This window comes from Shinella zoogloeoides (assembly GCF_030733845.1).
Lineage (GTDB): Bacteria > Pseudomonadota > Alphaproteobacteria > Rhizobiales > Rhizobiaceae > Shinella > Shinella zoogloeoides_C.
In genome coordinates, this window is sequence record NZ_CP132311.1 from 2,225,175 (window position 1) to 2,240,828 (window position 15,654).

Annotated in this window: 17 protein-coding genes; 5 read left to right on the forward strand and 12 right to left on the reverse strand. The window is 66.2% G+C overall.

Features of this window, described 5'->3' with window-relative positions; genetic code table 11:
- Complete coding sequence (locus Q9316_RS12025) at positions 1-849, forward strand: LysR family transcriptional regulator (protein WP_306031851.1); 849 nt, start codon at positions 1-3, stop codon at positions 847-849.
- A gap of 65 nt (positions 850-914) precedes the next feature.
- Entirely contained in the window at positions 915-1,169 is a 255-nt protein-coding gene (locus tag Q9316_RS12030) for a hypothetical protein (RefSeq protein ID WP_306031852.1), read from the forward strand.
- A 3-nt stretch (positions 1,170-1,172) separates the two neighbouring features.
- Here Q9316_RS12030 and Q9316_RS12035 read toward each other — a convergent pair whose 3' ends face one another.
- The 5 genes from Q9316_RS12035 to Q9316_RS12055 all read right to left on the reverse strand — a co-directional run bounded on the left by Q9316_RS12035 (position 1,173) and on the right by Q9316_RS12055 (position 6,203).
- Positions 1,173-1,949 (reverse strand): SDR family oxidoreductase, encoded by a 777-nt coding sequence (locus Q9316_RS12035; RefSeq protein ID WP_306031853.1) that lies wholly within the window; start codon positions 1,947-1,949, stop codon positions 1,173-1,175.
- A 133-nt stretch (positions 1,950-2,082) separates the two neighbouring features.
- A complete protein-coding gene (locus Q9316_RS12040; RefSeq protein WP_306031854.1) occupies positions 2,083-2,304 on the reverse strand; it encodes a hypothetical protein in 222 nt (73 codons plus the stop codon).
- Positions 2,305-2,477: 173 nt separating this feature from the next.
- Positions 2,478-3,821, reverse strand: coding sequence for a sensor histidine kinase (locus Q9316_RS12045; protein ID WP_306031855.1), 1,344 nt, complete (start codon positions 3,819-3,821; stop codon positions 2,478-2,480).
- A complete protein-coding gene (locus Q9316_RS12050; RefSeq protein WP_306031856.1) occupies positions 3,818-4,474 on the reverse strand; it encodes a response regulator transcription factor in 657 nt (218 codons plus the stop codon). The genes Q9316_RS12045 and Q9316_RS12050 overlap by 4 nt, the downstream gene beginning before the upstream one ends.
- A gap of 91 nt (positions 4,475-4,565) precedes the next feature.
- On the reverse strand, positions 4,566-6,203 hold the full coding sequence (locus tag Q9316_RS12055) for a phosphoethanolamine transferase (RefSeq protein WP_306031857.1): 1,638 nt from the start codon (positions 6,201-6,203) through the stop codon (positions 4,566-4,568).
- 163 nt (positions 6,204-6,366) lie between these two features.
- Between Q9316_RS12055 and Q9316_RS12060 the strand changes: the two genes are divergently transcribed.
- Together Q9316_RS12060 and Q9316_RS12065 are read left to right on the forward strand one after the other, a co-directional pair.
- A complete protein-coding gene (locus Q9316_RS12060; RefSeq protein WP_306031858.1) occupies positions 6,367-6,510 on the forward strand; it encodes a hypothetical protein in 144 nt (47 codons plus the stop codon).
- Between the two features lie 86 nt (positions 6,511-6,596).
- Positions 6,597-7,256, forward strand: coding sequence for a glutathione S-transferase family protein (locus tag Q9316_RS12065; protein WP_306031859.1), 660 nt, complete (start codon positions 6,597-6,599; stop codon positions 7,254-7,256).
- Here Q9316_RS12065 and Q9316_RS12070 read toward each other — a convergent pair.
- The 7 genes from Q9316_RS12070 to Q9316_RS12100 form a co-directional block, all read right to left on the reverse strand.
- Positions 7,253-7,615 (reverse strand): hypothetical protein, encoded by a 363-nt coding sequence (locus Q9316_RS12070; RefSeq protein WP_306031860.1) that lies wholly within the window; start codon positions 7,613-7,615, stop codon positions 7,253-7,255. The genes Q9316_RS12065 and Q9316_RS12070 overlap by 4 nt on opposite strands.
- Before the next feature lie 78 nt (positions 7,616-7,693).
- Positions 7,694-8,290 carry a response regulator transcription factor gene (locus tag Q9316_RS12075; RefSeq protein WP_306031861.1) on the reverse strand — a complete coding sequence of 199 codons (597 nt, stop codon included), beginning with the start codon at positions 8,288-8,290 and terminating at the stop codon, positions 7,694-7,696.
- The gene (locus Q9316_RS12080; protein WP_306031862.1) at positions 8,287-9,915 is read right to left on the reverse strand and encodes a sensor histidine kinase; all 1,629 of its coding nucleotides are present in this window, start codon (positions 9,913-9,915) and stop codon (positions 8,287-8,289) included. Before Q9316_RS12080 ends, Q9316_RS12075 begins: the two co-directional genes overlap by 4 nt.
- A 33-nt stretch (positions 9,916-9,948) precedes the next feature.
- Positions 9,949-11,394 (reverse strand): amidohydrolase family protein, encoded by a 1,446-nt coding sequence (locus tag Q9316_RS12085; protein ID WP_306031863.1) that lies wholly within the window; start codon positions 11,392-11,394, stop codon positions 9,949-9,951.
- Entirely contained in the window at positions 11,387-12,481 is a 1,095-nt protein-coding gene (locus Q9316_RS12090) for an amino acid ABC transporter permease (RefSeq protein ID WP_306031864.1), read from the reverse strand. Before Q9316_RS12090 ends, Q9316_RS12085 begins: the two co-directional genes overlap by 8 nt.
- Position 12,482: 1 nt before the next feature.
- Positions 12,483-13,631, reverse strand: coding sequence for an amino acid ABC transporter permease (locus tag Q9316_RS12095; protein ID WP_306031865.1), 1,149 nt, complete (start codon positions 13,629-13,631; stop codon positions 12,483-12,485).
- A 75-nt stretch (positions 13,632-13,706) separates the two neighbouring features.
- Positions 13,707-14,726, reverse strand: coding sequence for an amino acid ABC transporter substrate-binding protein (locus Q9316_RS12100; RefSeq protein ID WP_306031866.1), 1,020 nt, complete (start codon positions 14,724-14,726; stop codon positions 13,707-13,709).
- A 545-nt stretch (positions 14,727-15,271) separates the two neighbouring features.
- Here Q9316_RS12100 and Q9316_RS12105 point away from each other — a divergent pair.
- Positions 15,272-15,640, forward strand: a complete 369-nt coding sequence (locus tag Q9316_RS12105; protein WP_306031867.1) for a cupin domain-containing protein — start codon at positions 15,272-15,274, stop codon at positions 15,638-15,640.
- Positions 15,641-15,654 lie beyond the last annotated feature (14 nt).

A 15,654-nucleotide genomic window follows, 5' to 3' on the forward strand; every position in this document is an offset into this window, starting at 1 on the left:
ATGCAAATTGTCCTGATTGAGACATTCCTGGACCTGATGGAAACCCGCAATTTCAACCGCACGGCGGAGCGGCTGAACATCACGCAATCGACGGTCACCCACCGCATCAACGCGCTGGAGGCGATGTTCGCGCGAAAGCTCTTCGCGCGCAACAAGGGCGGCACCCAGCCGACCGCCGCGGGCCTGCGTTTCCTCGATCACGCCAAGGCGCTCCAGCATCAGTGGCACGAGGCGACGAGGGCGGTGGAGACGGCCGGCGCCTACGAGCGTTCCATGCGCATCGGTCTGCAGCACGACCTCGCCGCCCACTATGCCGGCGACTGGCTGGCGGCAGTGCGCAAGGAACTGCCGGCGACCTCCATCTACTTGGAAGTCGACTATTCCAGCCAGATGAACCGCGACCTCGGCGCAGGTGATCTCGACCTCGCCATCCTCTTCACGCCGCATTACCTGCCGGACCTGCATTACGAGCGCATCGGCGAGGTGCATTACGAGATGGTGAGCAGCAGGGTGACGCGCATCGAGGACGTGAAGCCGGAGGACTATATCCAGGCCGTCTATTCTCCCGCCTTCGACCGGCTGCACCGGCAGGCCCATCCCGCCCTCTCGACCGCGCCGATCGCCAGCGGCGAGACGACCGCCATCCTTGCGCTGATGCAGAAGCTCGGCGGCGCGGCCTTCGTGATGGCGGCGGATGCGAAGCGGCTGCTGCGCACGGGCGCGGCGAGCCGGGTGGCCGGGGCCGAGCCGATCGCGCAGGCCGTCTACGCCGCCGTCAACGTGCGCACCCGCCATGCCCACCAGCATCGGCGGATCATCGCAATCCTGCAGGCCCTGCTTGCCGCCTGAATCCTTGAAACCGGCCGGAGCCATGCCTATTAACGGCAAACCCGATTCCGACGAAGGAGACGCCCATGGCCGCCCGCGACCGCTACTCGCGCAAACTCGAATGCGCCATGTGCGGCAATTCCGGCTATGCCGAGGTCTCCGAGGACGACATGCCGACCCGCAAGAACCCCGACTTCACGGTGGATTCCCTGCCGCGCGGCTTCCTGACCGAACGTCCCTCGAAATATCCGGACAAGCACATGATCCGCTGCCGCTGCGGCCATGTCTTCAAGTTCCAGCAGAAGACGGTCTATGCCGAGGGCGGCGAGCCCCGGCGCTAGGCCCTACCCCCGCCCGACGAACGGCATCGTCGTCGCCATCACCGTCATGGTCAGCACGTTGGCATCGAGCGGCAGGCTTGCCATGTAGATCACCGCATCGGCGACGTGCTTGACCGACATGGTCGGCTCGCTGGCGATTTCGCCGTTTGCCTGCAGCACGCCGGCGTTCATCCTCGCCGTCATGTCCGTCGCGGCATTGCCGATATCGATCTGGCCGCAGGCGATGTCGTATTTGCGCCCGTCGAGCGCGGTCGATTTGGTGAGGCCGGTGATGGCGTGTTTCGTTGCGGTGTAGGGCGCGGAGTTCGGCCGCGGCGCCGTCGCCGAAATCGAGCCGTTGTTGATGATGCGCCCGCCCCGTGGGCTCTGGTCCTTCATGATCCTGAAGGCCTGCTGGGTGCAGAGAAAGGCGCCGGTAAGGTTCGCGGCGAGAATGCTCGACCACTCCTCGAAGGGAATGTCCTCCAGGAGCGCCGGCGAGACATTGGAGCCGGCATTGTTGACGAGCAGGTCGAGCCGGCCGAATTCCTGCTTCACCTCGGCAAAGACCGCCGCCACCTGCAAAGGATCGCCGACATCGCAGGCAATTCCCCGGACGGGATGCCCCGTCCCGGCGGAAATCTCCCCGGCCGCCTTTTCCAGAACGCCAGGCCGGCGGCCGGTGATGACGACTGTATAGCCCTCGGCGCTGAGACCCCGCGCGACCGCGAGCCCGATGCCCGTGCCGCCGCCCGTCACCAGTGCGATCTTGCCTTTGCCGGTGCTGCCCCAATCCGTCATGTCGGTCCCTCCCAGAATCGTCTTCGCGCGCAAGGTGCATATACGACCTATCGCGACGAGCCGGGAAAGTCATCCATGGAGCACGGGACGGCCACCCCGAAGCGGGGCGGACGCGCCGTGCGGCCAAGCCATGTCAGGAGTGCAGGTGAATGCGCTCACGGCGTTCACGCACCGCCGCAAGCTCCTGTTCGATATGAATTTTCCGCGCGTCGTCCATCGCCGCGGCAATGGTGTCGGTGATGACGCGAAGGCTGTCGTCGGACACGAGCGGCGATACCCCTCGGCACTCCGCCGCGTGCAGTTTGCAAAGCGTGCTGGCAAGCAGCCGCGCATAGTCTTCCGGTTTGCGACCCATGTTCCCCATCCTTTTTGTTTATACCCACAGAAAACCACACAATGCGGCATAAAGCCACACCTTTCTCACAAGCTAATGGAAAAAATTGTGGGTAATCCCGCCGCCCCTCCGAGCGTGGAATGCTGAAAACCGAGACTGTTCGGAAAGGGGACAGGCGGTGGGCGCGCCCTGTGTCAACCTGCAGCAGGAAACACGATCTCTGCCTCGAAACCGTCAACACGCCCCGGGATAGGCGACGTCAGGACAAGGCTTGCCCGCATCTGCGCCAGCAGGCGTTCGGCAATGGAAAGCCCGAGGCCGGAGCCCGGCGCGAGCGACTTGCCGCGGGAGAACCGCTTGCGCACGGCGGCAAGCTCCGCCTCGGACAGGCGGGCGGCGGCGTTGCGGATGCGGACATTGCCCGTTTCGCTGACAAGAATCTCGACCGGTTCGCCCGCCCGGCCGTGCAAAAGCGCATTTTCGATGAGGTTTCGCAGCACGATGGCGAAGGCATCCGCCGTGCCCTCGCGCAGCGCCGGCCCGGCAAGGTCGCTCTGCAGGCGGATGCGCGCCGGATCCTGCGAGGCGCACTGGAAATCCGTGACCACTACCCTCACGACATCGGCGACGTCGAACGTGGTTTCCGCCACGCCGATCCCGGCCTCCGCGCGGGCGAGCTGGAGGAGCTTTTCCGTGAGCCTCGCCAGCTTCTGCAAGGAAGCCTCGATCTGCTGGGCGCGCGGGCGCGTCGGCGCGTCCCTCAGTTCGGACAGAAGAAGCTGGGTCTGCGCCAGCACGCCGGCGATCGGCGTTCGCAGCTCGTGCGCGCTGTTGGCGGTGAATTCCCGCTCGGCGGCGAGCACGGCGCGCAGGCGCGCAAGCAGGAGATTGACCGAACGCAGGATCGGCTTCAGCTCCAGCGGCAGGTCGGCCGCAGCGATGGCCGCGAGATTGCCGCCGTCCTTCTCGCCGATCGCCGCGCGCAGCGTTTCGACCGGCGAAAGCACCCGCCGCACGACGAACCACACGGCCGCGATGGTGACGGGAACGATCAGCAGCACCGGCAGCAGCAAGGCGAGCGAGCCTTCCACCATCGCCTCCCGCCGCTCCGCGGCGGAATCCTGAACCTGTACGAAGATCGTGCCGTCAGGGGTGGCGGCGGTGTAGATGCGGCCGGTTTCTCCCTGCCAGAAACCGACGTCCAAGGGTGCATTAAAGGCTTCCGCCGCCGCGGTGTGCGAGTGCAGCAGCACCCGGCCCGCCGCATCGCGCACCTGATAGGTCAGGTATTCCTCCTCGGAGGGCGCGCGGGCGGCCTCGATGCGGCGCGGCATGGTGAGGTCGTCGCGCCGCTGGAGGTCGTCGGCAACGAGCGGCACCAGCCGTTCGGCCGTCTCCTGCAAGGCGCTGTCGAAGATCTCGCCGAACTCGTCGTGCATGACGAAGGCGCCGAAACCGACCGCCACCAGCCACAACAGGGTGATGGTCGCCGTAATCCACAGCATGAGCTGGCCGGCAAGGCTCCTGAACCCGCTCATCTGCCCAACCTGTAGCCGATGCCGCGCAGCGTCTCCACGCAGTCCTTGCCGAGCTTCTTGCGCAGCCGGCTGACATAGACCTCCACCGTGTTGCTCTCGATCTCCGAGCCGAAGGCGTAAAGCGCCTCCTCGATCTGGTTCTTCGAGACGATGGCCTCCGGACGGGCGGCAAGCCGCGCCAGCACCGCCCATTCGCGGCTGGAAAGGTCGACCGGCTCGCCGGCGCGCAGCACCCGGCGGTCGGCAAGCTGGATCGTCAGCGGCCCGGCCTCCAGCACCGCCGCCGCCGCGCCGGCATAGCGCCGGGCGACCGCCAGCATGCGCGCGCCAAGCTCGCCGAGGTTGAACGGCTTGACGAGATAGTCGTCCGCTCCGCTGTTCAGCCCCTCGATGCGATCGGAGATCTGGTCATGCGCCGTCAGGATGATGACCGGCGTCACGGCCCCGGCGCGGCGCAGCTCCGTCAGCAGCGAAAGCCCGCTGCCGTCGGGCAGGCGCAGGTCGAGCAGGATGAGGTCGTAGCCGACCGCGCCGGCCGCGCCGCGGCCGTCGTCCAGCGTCTGCATCCAGTCGACGGCGTGGCCGAGCCCGGCCACATAATCGCGCACCGCCTCGCCCAGAACGGCATCGTCCTCGATCAGCAGAACCCTCAACGGCCGTTTCCCCGCATCCCGGCGGCCTGAAAGCCGCCTTCCGAATCCGGAGGATACAGGACGCCGGCCCCGCCTGTCACCGCCCGCCCGCTCAGGACGACGCGCCGAGCCGGCAGGGCGACACGAGGTCGAGCGCCGGCGCGCGGACCTTCGTCTCCACCCGCATCATGCCGAGCACGGTATGGAACAGGTTGTCGTGCGACTGCGGCTCCCTTGTCTTGCCTTCCAGGCACGTCGCCGAATAGGCCGCCTTCTCCCCCTTGCCGAGCCACAGCACGAAGGGCACGTGGGTCTGCTGGCTCGGCGCGATCATGTAGGGCGCGCCGTGCAGGTAGAGGCCGAGCTCGCCGAGCGATTCGCCATGGTCGGACATGTAGATCATGGAGACGTCGAGGCGGTCCTCCTGCTTCCGTAGCCGGTCGATTACGCTCGCAAGGATATGGTCCGTATAGGCGATCGTGTTGTCATAGGCGTTGACGATCTCCTCCCTGGTGCAGGCGGAAAATTCGGCGCTGCGGCATTCCGGCTGGAAGCGGCGGAACGCTTCCGGATAGCGCTGGTAATAGGCCGGGCCATGGCTGCCGATCTGGTGCAGCACCAGCACGGTGTCCCTGTTCACCGAGCCGATCCAGCCGTCCAGCGCGTCGATCAGCACTTGGTCCTGGCATTCGCCGCCCGAGCAATAGGCCGGGTTGCCGCTGTCAATCAGCGAATGCACCTTCAAAAGCCTGGCGATCCCCTTGTCGCCGGTATTGTTGTCCCACCATTCGACCTGGATGCCGGCATGGGAGAGCACCCAGAGCAGGCTCTGCGTCGCGAGCCCCTTGCGGTGCGTATATTCGGAGCGAGTATAGACGGAGAACATGCAGGGCAGCGAGACGGCGGTCGCCGTGCCGCAGCTCGTCGTGTCGGGGAAGTAGAGGATGTCCTCCTTCGCCAGTTCCGGATTGGTATCGCGCCCGTAGCCGCCGAGCGAGAAATTGGCGGCGCGCGCCGTCTCGCCGGCGACGACGATCATCAGGCGCGGCTTGCGCTGGCCGACCGGCGCATCGCTCACATGCGCATCCTCGCCGAGCGGCGCGGCAACCACGTTGACATCGACCGACTGGCCGGCGGCGAACTGCACCGCAGTGACCAGCGGCACGAACGGGTTGAGCGTCTCGAACCAGTCATGGTGCTCCCGCACGGCCGCGGCATAGACGCGGGCATGGGAAAGGCCCGCGACGAGCGCGATGACGAGCGCCGGCACGATGACGGCGAGATTGCCGCGCACCTTGCCGAGGAACGGGCGGTGGCGGACCTTCACCCACACCAGCAGCAGGCAAGACAGCACGCCATAGAAAAGCATATGCAGGATGAAGCCGGCCGTGACCAGGTGACCGGCCTCGGCGCTGTTCGTCTCCGCGGCATTGCGGATCATCTCGATGTCGATGACGACGCCGAACCGGTCCATGAACCAGGCGCCGGCCGCGCTCGCGAGGATGAGCAGGATGAAGACCGGCTTCATCACATATTTCAGCGAAACGGCGACGCAGAGCGCGATGTAGAGGCAGGCGATGCCGAGGGCGATGGAGGCGAAGGTGGTCGGCCTGCCCTCCAGATAGTGCCAGCCCTTCGACCAAAAGCTCCCGTTGGTGAGGGCGAGCAGGTACAGCGCCGTCAGCGTGCTGACGGTGACGCTGCCGAGTTCGGGCCGCCACAGGGCGATACGGCCGGTTCCTTCGCGCATGGATTGTCCTTTCAGGCATGTCCGGCGATGCCGCATAGCCGCATCGCCCTTGCGCCGTCCCTGCCGGGGCAAGCTGACAGCCGCCTGAACGCATCCCGGCGCCGGCATTCAGCGCGGCTTCAGGTTCGCGGCGCATGATCGGCCGCGGAACATGAGGTGATGCGTGAAATCGAGGTTCTTTCATCCGGGCACGCTGTTCGTCGCGGCCCTGGTCTTCCTGGTCCTGGCCATCCCTCTCGCCCAGGCCCAGCTTTCCCGCCAGCACAACGAGGGCCTCCACCGGGCCTTCCTCGGCAGAGCCGGTTAGCGGCGCGTCTCGGCGCGTCGGCACAAAATCCGATTGCATTTTGCAATCAGATTTGCGACCATCGGTCAACAAACGCGGAGGTCGCCATGAAGCCGGTTCTCTATGCCCATCCCTTTTCGAGCTACTGCCAGAAGGCGCTGACGGCGCTTTACGAAAACCACATCGATTTCGAATACCGCCTGCTCGACCACAACGATCCCGAGACGCTGGCCGACTTCGAGGCGCGCTGGCCGATCAAGCGCTTCCCGATCCTCGTCGATGGGGACCGCACGGTGATGGAGGCATCGATCATCGTCGAATATCTCGGGCTTCACTATCCCGGCCCGGTCAAGCTCATCCCGGACGACCCGCAGATGGCGATCGAGGTGCGCATGCTCGACCGCTTCTTCGACAACTACATCTCGACGCCGCAGCAGAAGATCGTCTTCAACGCCATCCGGTCGGAAGCCGACCGTGATCCCTACGGCGAGAAAGAGGCCCGGAGCATGCTGGAGCGTGCCTATGCCTGGCTCGAGCAGCATATGGAAGGCCGCCTCTGGGCGTCGGGCGACGCCTTCACACTTGCCGATTGCGGCGCCGGCCCGTTCCTCTTCTATGCCGACTGGACGCACGCCATCGACCCGGCCTTCAAGCATGTGCATGCCTATCGCCGCCGCCTGCTCGCCCGCCCGTCCTTCGCCCGCGCAGTCGACGAGGCCCGGCCCTTCCGGAAGTTCTTCCCGCTCGGCGCGCCAGACCGCGACTAGCCTTTCGGGCACTCACGTCGTTCGGCGGCCTTCGCCTCGCGCAGTATGCCGGTGACGACAAGGATGGGAGGCCCCTTGGCCTGCCTTTCGACATGCCCGCGAACGACGAGACGGCCGTAGTAAAGCGCATCCGTCTCCTGGATGCGCTGCCGGTCCGCCTCCGAAAGCCGGCTGATATCGGGCGAAACGCTCCGCCACGCCTTGCCGGTGGCAAGGTCGCGAACCGTGGAGGACGGGCACGGCGCCTTCACGCAGCGCAGGCCGTTGTCGCAGGCGACATAGGCGGCATCCCCTGCCAGCGATGGCAACGTTGCGGCGAGAACCAGACAGGCGGCGAGAGCGGGAATCGTTGAGCGCATGGGAGCAGTCTAAGCCGATCCGCAAAACGGAAAAACCCCGGCATCGGTGCCGGGAGCAGGCCGTCGGCAAATGGGTCTTTACGAAGCCTGCCCGATGAGCGCGAGGCGCGCGAACTCGGCGACGGAGGTCGTGCCGAGTTTCTGCGCGATATTCGCCCGGTGCGTATCGACCGTGCGGGGCGACAATTGCAGGCTTTCCGCGATCTCGCGCGTCGACCAGCCGCGCCCCACCATATCAAGCACCTCGCGCTCGCGGTCGGTGAGCTGTGCCACGAGCTTTACCGCCTCCGCCTTCTCCGCATGCACATCGAGCGCGCCGGAGGCCTGCTGCAGCGCCTCGACCAGCACCTGCTCGTCGATGGGCTTGGTCAGGAAATCGACGACGCCGGCCTTGAAGGCACGCCGGCAGGCGTGCACATCGCCATGGCCGGTACAGATGATGGTGGGCCAGTCGCAGCCGATGGCGACGAGCTTCTCATGCAGTTGCAGGCCGGTGATCGCCGGCATGCGCAGGTCGAGCAGCAGCACGCCCGGCTTCAGCTTCGGCGCGCGGGCGAGGAATGCGGTCGGATCGCCGAAGGTCTCGATGCGGATGCCATAGGTGCCGAGCAGCAGCGACAGGGCGCTGCGCACCCCCTCGTCGTCGTCGACCAGATAGACCGGCGCCATCGTCATTCCGCTGCTTCCTCTCGTTCGTGGGCGTCGCGCGCCGCCGGCAGCCGCACGGTGAAGACCGCGCCACCCTCTGCCCGGTTCTTCGCCGAGATCTCGCCGTCGAAGCGCTCGACGATGCTTTCGCAAAGGCTGAGCCCGAGGCCCATGCCATCGGGCTTGCTGGAAAAGAACGGCTCGAAGAGGCGCGGCAGGATATCGGGTGGGATGCCGGCGCCGTTGTCGGAGACGGCAATCGCGTAGCTCGCCCCCTCGGGCTTCAGCGCGACCAGCACCCGGCCATCGGCCCTGCCCGCCTGCTCCACCGCATCGGCCGCATTGCGGATGAGATTGTGGATGACCTGCTCGATCTCCACCGGGTCGATCCGCGCGATCGCGGGCGTATCCGGAACGTCGATGTCGAGCACGATGCCGCGCCGGTCGAGATCGATGCGCGACAGGGCGACGATATCCGCGACGTGGCGGCCGAGATCGTGCACGCCCGCTTCCGGCGCGCTCTTGCCGACATAGGCGCGCAGGCGCACGAGGATATCGGCGGCGCGCTTGGCCTGCTGCACATTGGCGGCGAGCACCGTGTCGATCGGTGTATCCGCGAGGTCGTTCGCCGCCGCGATGCGCCGGCCGGCCTGGCTCTGGCTGAGCAGCGCCGTCAGCGGCTGGGTGAGCTCGTGGGCAATGCCGGAGGCCATCTCGCCCATGCTGTTGATGCGCAGCGCGTGGGCAAGCTTCGTCTCATGCTGCCGCAGCGCCTCGCGCCGTGCCGCCGCCTGCACCGCCTCGCGCGCGACCGCCGCTTCCTGCCGGTGGCGCAGCAGCGAGCGCACCAGCACCAGCCCGGCGAGCGAGAGGCCGGCGAACAAGGCGAAAGGCCCCGGCGGCAGGAGCTGCGCCAGCGTGACATGCCGTTGCAGCGAGAGCCGCAGCGGCTGCGTGGCGCTGGCGATGGGCGCATCGAAGACGATGGTCCGGGCGAGCAGGGACGAGGCGGCTGGCTGCCCTGCCCCCGCCTCCAGCAACGGCCCTGCCGCGGTCGAAAGTTTCAGCGCGGCCCAGCGCGGCAGTTCCTCGCCCTCGACGAGCCTTGCCCCGTCGATGTCCAGGCTGACCGCCATCGTGTCGTTCATGCGCTTCATCAGGCGGTAGTGCCCGGGCTTGGCATCCGGGCCGTAGGCCGCCTTGCCGGCTGTGAGCATTTCCACCGCCTTGAAGACCTCAGCGGGATCGGCCGTCGATCCGTCGGTGGATTTCGCCGTGCTCACCACGCGCGCCCCCTCACCGGCCGGCACGCCGATGAGGTCGATGGCGACGATGCGCGGATAGAAGCGCAGGATCGACCTGGCGACGAGATCGAAATCCTCAGAGGGCTGCGCCTGCGCGAGGCCGAGCGCGCTGAGGCTCGTCAGGTGCGCATCGTGCTGGGCGACACGCTGCGAGATCGCCCGTTGCAGCGCGCGGCCGCTTTCGGAGACCTCCTGCTCCAGCGCCTGCCGGTGGCTTGTCGCCGAATAGAGGCCGAAGGCGGCGAGCAGCAGCAGCCAGCCGCCGGCAAGGGCGGCCGAGGAGCGGAGAAAGGTCAGGCGTCGAGGCATGCGCGGTAGGGCCGGGTCAAGGAACGGGAAGAGCATCATAGGGCTTCCCTCACGCCTTGGCGATCCGCAGCATCACGGATGCGGCAGCACCGGCAGGGACAGCGGCGCCAGCGCTGATGCCGCCCGCCCGCGCGGATCGTTGGCCTGCAGGCGCCGCACCGCGAAATCCTGCACCGCCTGCAATTCCGCCAGCGCGCCGTCGTAGTCGACGCGCGTCGGGCGATCGTTCTCCATGACACAGGCCCCGTCGACATAGACGGCGGCCACCGCCCGCTCGGCGGCGCAGTGCAGGAGATTGCGCAGCGGATCGTAGACCGGCTGCATGCCGGAATGCTTCAGGTCGACCAGCGAGAAATCCGCCTTGGCGCCCCTCGCGATGCGGCCGATATCGCTGCGGCCGAGCGCCTTCGCGCCGGCCAGCGTAGCCACGTCGAAAATATCGGCGGTCGAGACGTCGAACACCGTACCACCGGCGATGCGGGCGTTGATCAGCGCCGTGCGCATCTCCTCCAGCATGTTGAAGGGATAGCTGTCCGTGCCGAGCGCCACATTGACGCCGCTTCTGCGGTAGCGGCCGACCGATTGCAGCACCATGCCGCTGCGCGCGAAGGTGACGGGGCAATGGGCGACGCTGGTTCCGCTTGCCGCAAGACGGCCGAGATCGTCCGCCGTGCGCTGGCGCGTCCAGCCATGGCTGTCGATGAAAATGCAATGGCCGAGGATAAGGTCTGGGCCGAGGACACCGAGTTTTTCCAGGTACTGCACGGCGGTGAGGCCATGGCGGCGCAGCAGCTCCTCGTGCTCGGCCATGGTCTGCGCGGCATGGATGGTGATCGGCACCTTGCGGCTGCGCGCCGCCTCCGCCGCTTCCTGCAGCAATTCGGGCGAGCAGGTCTCGACCTGCGCCGGCGCGACGATGCCGCCGAGGCGGCTGCAAGGGTGGGCCTCGGCCGCATCGACGGTTTCCAGCGCCCGCGCGAAGGCCTCGCGGCCACGCGCGGCATTCCAGCGGAAATCGAGGCGGCGGCTGTCTTCCACATGCCATTGCGCCTCGCGAAAGCCGGGGGCGACATAGGCGCGGGCGCCGCTTTCGGCAAGCGTCGGAAGCCAGCAGTCGTGCGGGCCGGCGATATCGACGAAGGTGGTGACGCCGCTGCGCAGGAGGTCGCCGAGCATGACGGTCAGTGCCGCCTTCACCGCATCGTCGCCGATCTCGATCAGCGTCGAATATTCGTACATCGCCTGCCCCCAGAGGGCGGCGGTGCCCTGGTCCTCGAAGAGGCTCTTGGAGACCGGCTCCTCGCCGGAATGGCAATGCACGTTGACGAAGCCCGGCAGGACCATGCGGTCGCGGCCGGAAATTTCGTCGGCGAACGGCCCCTCGTAGCGGCCGCCGACATGCAGGAAACCCGTCGCGTCAAAGGCGACGTCGGCATCTTCCAGATAGGCATGGCCGCCGGTCGCGGCATTGTAGGCGACGACGGTGCGGGCGTTGCGGATGACGATGATGTCAGGCATGGGTCGTCCTGAAATGCTTTTCGAGGAAGCGGCTATAGGCGCCCAACAGGGCGCTGAAGGTGAAGTAGACGGCGGCGGCGACGAGATAGCCTTCCAGCACCGCGATGCCCTGCCATTCCGGATCGCGGATCGCCGAGCGCACCGTATCGAGGAAATCGACGAGGCCGACGATGGTGACGAGCGTCGTATCCTGGAAGAAGCCGATGAAGAGGCCGACCATCGGCGGAATGACCTTCTTCAGCGCCTGCGGCAGCACGATCTTGCGCATGACCTGCCAGTAATGCAGGCCGAGCGACTTGCCCGCCTCGTATTGCCCGGCCGGCACGTCCTGCAGGCCCCCGCGCACGATCTCGGCGATATAGGCGGAGGCGAAGAGGATGATCGCCACCTGCGCGCGCAGCAGCTTGTCGATCGTCACGCCCTCGGGCATGAACAGCGGCAGCATGACCGTCGCCATGAAGAGGATGCTGATCAGCGGCACGCCGCGCACGATCTCGATGAAGCCGACGGCGAGCACGCGGATCGCCGGCAGGTTGGAGGCGCGGGCCAGCGCCAGCACGATGCCGAGCGGCATGGCGAGCGTCAACCCGACGAAGGAGAGCGTGAAGGACAGCGGCAGGCCGCCCCAGCTCGTCGTCGGCACCGGCGTCAGGCTGAGGACGCCCCCGGCCATGAGGATGTAAAGCACCGGCAGGATGACGACGATCCAGGCAATCAGCAGGCTCCGGCTCCAGAAGCGCGGCATCATGGAGACGAGGAAAGCGGCGAAGAGCAGCAGAAGCGCCAGCATCGGCCGCCATTGTTCTTCATAGGGGTAGAAACCGAACAGCATGTAGCGCAGCTTCTGCGCCACGAAGGGCCAGCAGGCGCCGCTCGCCGCCTTGCACACCGCGCCGTCGCCGGAAAACACCGCATCGACCACCAGCCAGCCGAAGGCGAGCTTGGCGATGAAGAGGATGGCGGCGATGGAGAGAACGCTGATCAGCGTGTTGCCGGGCGAGCCGAAATAGGCCGAGAACCTTCCCATGCGCGCGGCGGCGGGCGCGGGCTGCGGCGGGGCGAGGACGAGAGCCGGGACGTCGGTCATATCAGCGCTCCTTCAGCGCGACATGCGCATTGTACCAGTTCATCAGCAGCGAGATGGCGATCGACAGCGCGAGATAGACGCCCATGAAGATCGCGATCGTCTCCATCGCCTGTCCGGTCTGGTTCATCACGATGTTGGAAACGGTGACGAGATCCGGATAGCCGATGGCGATGGCCAGCGAACTGTTCTTGAAGACGGTGAGATAGGTGTTGGTGAGCGGCGGGATGATGATGCGCAAGGCCTGCGGCAGCACGACGAGCCGCATGGTTTTCCCGCGCGGCAGCCCGAGCGCGGCGGACGCCTCCCATTGCCCCTTGTCGACGGCTTGGATGCCGGCACGCACGATTTCCGCGACATTCGCCGAGACGCTGAGCGCAAGGCCGAAAAGCAGTGCGACGAATTCCGGCCGCACATGCAGCCCGCCCGTCAGGCGGAACTTGCCGGCGGTCGGAAAATCCCAGTTCACCGCGAAACCGTTCGCAAGCCAGAGCAGGAGGACGGGCGCGAGCAGGGCAGCGATGGCGAGGAGGCCGCCACGGTTGGACTGGCCGGTCGCGATGCGCCGGCGCGTCGCCGTCGTACGGATGAAGAGGGCGGCCGCCGCGCCGCCGACGAGGGCGGCGAGCAGCGCATAGCCGCCGCTTTCCACGAAGGCGGCCGGCACGACGAGGCCGCTGTTGGAAAGATAGACTCCCGGCAGCAAGTTCAGCGCCTGCTTGACCGGCGGCAGGATGAGGATGATCAGCGAGTACCAGAGGAAGAGATAGAGCAGCAGCGGCACGTTGCGCAGCAGCTCGACATAGACGAGCGCAAGGCGCGCCAGCAGCGGATTGTGCGAGAGGCGCGCAATGCCAACTGCAAGGCCGAGCAGCGTGCCGAAGAAGGCCGCGAGCAGCGAGACCTTCACCGTATTGGCGATGCCGACGAGGATCGCCCGGCCGACCGTATCTGTCGGCTCGAAGGCGATGGCCGCCTCGGTGATGACGAAGCCGGCAGGGCGCGTCAGGAAGTCGAAGCCGGTCGCGATGTTCTGCTTGGCAAGATTGCCGCTCGCCGTGGAAAACATCGTCCAGCCGACGAGGACCACGAAGCCGATCGCGACGACCTGATAGAAATAGGCGCGAAAGCGCATGTCATGCAGGAAAGCCATGAAACCTCGCCGCCGGATTGGGAAAGAAAAGGCGCGCGCACCAACATGCGCGCGCCCTTGGGGATCGTCAGGCGATCAGCGGATCGGCGGCGAGTAGATGAGGCCGCCGGCATTCCACAGCGCGTTCGGGCCGCGCGTCAGGCCGAGCTTGGTGCCCTCGCCCACATTGCGCTCGAAGATTTCGCCATAATTGCCGACGCTCTTGATGACGTTGTAGCCCCACTTGTTATCGAGGCCGAGCATCTTGCCGAGCTCTTCCGTGGCGCCCAGCATGCGCTGCACGTCCGGATCCTCGCTCTTCAGCTTCTCGTCGACATTCGCCTGGGTGATGCCCTTTTCTTCCGCCGCCATCAGCAGCCAGACCGACCAGGAAACGATGTCGCCCCAGTTGGAATCGTTCTGGCGGAAGGCCGGCGCGAGCGGCTCCTTGGAGATCGTCTCCGGCAGGACGATGTAGTCGTCCGGATTGTTGGCGACGGCGCGGATCGAGGCGAGGTCCGAGCGGTCCGAGGTGATCGCCTCGCAGCGGCCGGAATAGAAGGCCGCGCGGTTCTCGTCCGGGCTTTCGAAGACGACGAGCTCGAACTTGCCCTTGATGGCCGTGAAGAAGTCGGAAATGTTCTGCGCGGTCGTGGTGCCCGGCAGGGTGCAGATCGCCGCTTCCGTCAGCTCCTTGGCGCTGGTGACGCCCAGCGACTTCGCCACCATCAGGCCCTGGCCGTCATAGAAGACCGTCGGGCCGAAATCGAGGCCGAGCGAGGCGTCGCGCGAGAAGGTGTGCGTGGTCTGGCGCGACAGCACGTCGATCTCGCCGGACTGCAGCGCCTGGAAGCGCGTATTGATGTTGGTCGGGACGAAATCGACCTTCTCGCCGTCGCCGAAGACCGCTGCGGCGATCGAGCGGCAGATATCGACGTCGAAGCCCTGCATGCGGCCCTTGTCGTCAGGCGCCGCGAAACCCGGCACCGTCAGCGAGACGCCGCAGATGAGCTTGCCGCGCGCCTTGACGGTTTCCAGCGTGCCGGCGGCCGAGGCCTGGCCGGCCAGCGTCAGCCCGAGCGCGGCCGCGCAGATCGAAAGAAGTGCCTGCTTCATACTCCCCTCCCATGGGTGTTGTTGGATGCGGAAGGCGAACCGCCCTCCAGCAGCCGCCACCCCATCGCGATCCATCAGACCGCAATGATTGTGTACAATGCAAAAAATCCATCATCAACACTTTCCGATCAGGAATGTCGACAATCCCGGCAAAACGGCCATGTACAATGATCATGAATATATGTATGATAGGCATGAACGTCGAATTTGCCGTAGGTTGATATCCCGGATATCCACCAATCCGGTGTTGCCACGTTGATAATGCGGGCTAAAAATACGATTTTTCGCGCGTCGCGGTATACAATCGGCGTTCGACAGTTCTTGCAAGGAAAGCGCCCGACGGCGCGGCACGACAGTTCAGAAAATTTCTCCCGGAGCCGGGGTCGGAGCGCGAATGTTCCGGCCCCGGCTCTGTGTTTACGCCCCGCCGGCCGGCCGGGCGCACCTGACCTTTTGGCGTATTCCGCGGTTTCGGCCCACGCGCCAAATACGGGCAAGCCCTGCACAGGCAGGTCAACCGCTCGAAACGAAGGTTAGGATCCACCATGTCGAAAGTCATCAAACTCGGCCGTGACGGCGTCGGCCTCAAGGCCCTCGAAAAGTGCAGCGTCGTACCGGCGGAAGCCATCCTCTCCGGCTTTGCCGAGGAGATGGGCGACGTGCATTTCGAAAGCGCCGACGGCTCGCTCGTCATCGGCACCTGGCAGGCGACGCCCTATGCCGAGATGCTCGTCTATCCCAACGGCACCGAATATGCCGTCATCGTCTCCGGCAAGGTCGCTCTGACCAATCCGGACGGCTCCGTCGAGACCTTCGGCCCCGGCGAAAGCTATATCCTGCCGCCGGCCACCGAAGTGCGCTTCGAAGTGCTGGAAACCATGCGCAAAATCTACGTCCTCCAGACGGCGAAGTAACGGCAGGCGGAGGG

Excerpts from the sequence above, each read along its gene's own strand:
- Q9316_RS12045 (WP_306031855.1), bottom strand. The coding sequence starts at position 3,821 with ATGAGCGGGTTCAGGAGCCTTGCCGGCCAGCTCATGCTGTGGATTACG.
- Q9316_RS12075 (WP_306031861.1), bottom strand. The coding sequence starts at position 8,290 with ATGACGATGGCGCCGGTCTATCTGGTCGACGACGACGAGGGGGTGCGC.
- Q9316_RS12105 (WP_306031867.1), top strand. The coding sequence starts at position 15,272 with ATGTCGAAAGTCATCAAACTCGGCCGTGACGGCGTCGGCCTCAAGGCC.
- Q9316_RS12080 (WP_306031862.1), bottom strand. The coding sequence starts at position 9,915 with ATGATGCTCTTCCCGTTCCTTGACCCGGCCCTACCGCGCATGCCTCGA.
- Q9316_RS12070 (WP_306031860.1), bottom strand. The coding sequence starts at position 7,615 with ATGCGCTCAACGATTCCCGCTCTCGCCGCCTGTCTGGTTCTCGCCGCA.
- Q9316_RS12035 (WP_306031853.1), bottom strand. The coding sequence starts at position 1,949 with ATGACGGATTGGGGCAGCACCGGCAAAGGCAAGATCGCACTGGTGACG.
- Q9316_RS12085 (WP_306031863.1), bottom strand. The coding sequence starts at position 11,394 with ATGCCTGACATCATCGTCATCCGCAACGCCCGCACCGTCGTCGCCTAC.
- Q9316_RS12095 (WP_306031865.1), bottom strand. The coding sequence starts at position 13,631 with ATGGCTTTCCTGCATGACATGCGCTTTCGCGCCTATTTCTATCAGGTC.
- Q9316_RS12090 (WP_306031864.1), bottom strand. The coding sequence starts at position 12,481 with ATGACCGACGTCCCGGCTCTCGTCCTCGCCCCGCCGCAGCCCGCGCCC.
- Q9316_RS12065 (WP_306031859.1), top strand. The coding sequence starts at position 6,597 with ATGAAGCCGGTTCTCTATGCCCATCCCTTTTCGAGCTACTGCCAGAAG.
- Q9316_RS12025 (WP_306031851.1), top strand. The coding sequence starts at position 1 with ATGCAAATTGTCCTGATTGAGACATTCCTGGACCTGATGGAAACCCGC.
- Q9316_RS12100 (WP_306031866.1), bottom strand. The coding sequence starts at position 14,726 with ATGAAGCAGGCACTTCTTTCGATCTGCGCGGCCGCGCTCGGGCTGACG.
- Q9316_RS12040 (WP_306031854.1), bottom strand. The coding sequence starts at position 2,304 with ATGGGTCGCAAACCGGAAGACTATGCGCGGCTGCTTGCCAGCACGCTT.
- Q9316_RS12055 (WP_306031857.1), bottom strand. The coding sequence starts at position 6,203 with ATGCGCGAAGGAACCGGCCGTATCGCCCTGTGGCGGCCCGAACTCGGC.
- Q9316_RS12030 (WP_306031852.1), top strand. The coding sequence starts at position 915 with ATGGCCGCCCGCGACCGCTACTCGCGCAAACTCGAATGCGCCATGTGC.